General features: G+C 56.8%; 1 protein-coding gene. It reads right to left on the reverse strand.

Translation table 11 applies throughout. The annotated features are described in order from the left end of the window. Nucleotides 1–112: 112 nt before the first annotated feature. The gene (locus ALO64_RS02920) at nt 113–1,333 is read right to left on the reverse strand and encodes a class I SAM-dependent methyltransferase (protein ID WP_044345495.1); all 1,221 of its coding nucleotides are present in this window, start codon (nt 1,331–1,333) and stop codon (nt 113–115) included. Nucleotides 1,334–1,480 lie beyond the last annotated feature (147 nt).

Here is a 1,480-nt window from a genome sequence, read left to right on the forward strand (position 1 = left end):
GCCCAAGCATCCGCCGTGTGCGAGGCACAACCATTGACCTGGCGCAATGAAGCAGCCTGATAGCAGACCGTTGGTCGAAGACTCTTCGGTCTACGTGTGCAGGGTGGCTGTTTCAGCCGATGAAGCCGTCCGCCCTCAGCAGCGTTTCAAAGCACTGCTCGCTGATGCCGTAAAACGTCTTCAGCTCCTGGATACGCGCGATCAACAGGTCCGGGTTGACCGGTTCGGCGCGCTTGACCGCCAGTATCATCTTGTTCTTGTTGGTGTGCTCCAGAGAGATGAACTCAAAGACCTTGGTTTCGTAACCGCACGCTTCCAGCAACAAGGCACGCAGGCTGTCCGTGACCATTTCTGCCTGCTGGCCCATATGCAGGCCGTATTGCAACATCGGTTTCAGCAAGGCCGGGCTCTGGATCTGCAGGCGAATCTGTTTGTGGCAGCACGGCGAGCACATGATGATCGAGGCGCCGGAACGAATGCCCATATGAATGGCGTAGTCGGTTGCGATGTCACAGGCATGCAGCGCGATCATCACATCCAGCGCGCTGGGCGCGACAGTACGCACATCGCCGTGCTGGAACGTCAGGCCGGGGTGTTCAAGACCCGCCGCAGCGTTGTTGCACAAGGTGACCATGTCCTCACACAGCTCGACACCGGTCACCTGCCCTTGCGCCTGCAAGGTATTGCACAGGTAGTCATGGATCGCGAAGGTCAGGTAGCCCTTGCCTGAGCCGAAGTCTGCCACCTTGATCGGCTGATCTAGCTTGAGTGGCGATGAACTCAAGGCATGGGAAAACACTTCGATGAACTTGTTGATCTGCTTCCACTTGCGCGACATCGCAGGGATCAGTTCATGCTGCCGATTGGTGACACCCAAGTCGGCCAGGAACGGGCGGCTCAGCTCCAGATAGCGCTTTTTCTCACGATCATGCCCGGCCGAAGGAGCTTCACGCTCCTGCTGAGCCTTGCTTTTGAACAGCGTGCTCTTGCCCTTCTTGCTGAACTCCAGCTGCACCTCGTCGGTCAGCGACAGCAGGTGCGCGTTCTTGAACGATTCAGGTATCAGGCTGGCAATAGCGCCCACCGCTTCTGCAAACGGAAAATTTTTGGTGATATCGCGGGTCTTGTAGCGATACACAAAGGTAAGGCATGGCTGTTCCTTGACGGTCAGCGGTTTAATGATGACCCGCTGTAATTCGGCCTCGCTGCCCACGTATTTGGCCAGCACCAGCTTGATCAACGAGTTCTGTGAAAGGCTGGTGTCCAGCAGGCCAAGAAACTGCGCGCGGTGATCGGGCGCAGTGCTGGATGACGTGGGGGTAATGACTGACATTGAAAATGTGCCTCAAGCGTCCCGCCCGGGACTCGAAAAATCAGACCGGTATTTTAGGCGCGTCGGCGCGTCAAGGGCACCCCTATTTTTCAAAGACTACACACACTGTTTGCACGGCCCTACACACCAAAGGATTCTCCGATCAAG

It is taken from the genome of Pseudomonas meliae, assembly GCF_001400515.1.
Classification (GTDB): Bacteria; Pseudomonadota; Gammaproteobacteria; order Pseudomonadales; family Pseudomonadaceae; genus Aquipseudomonas; species Aquipseudomonas amygdali.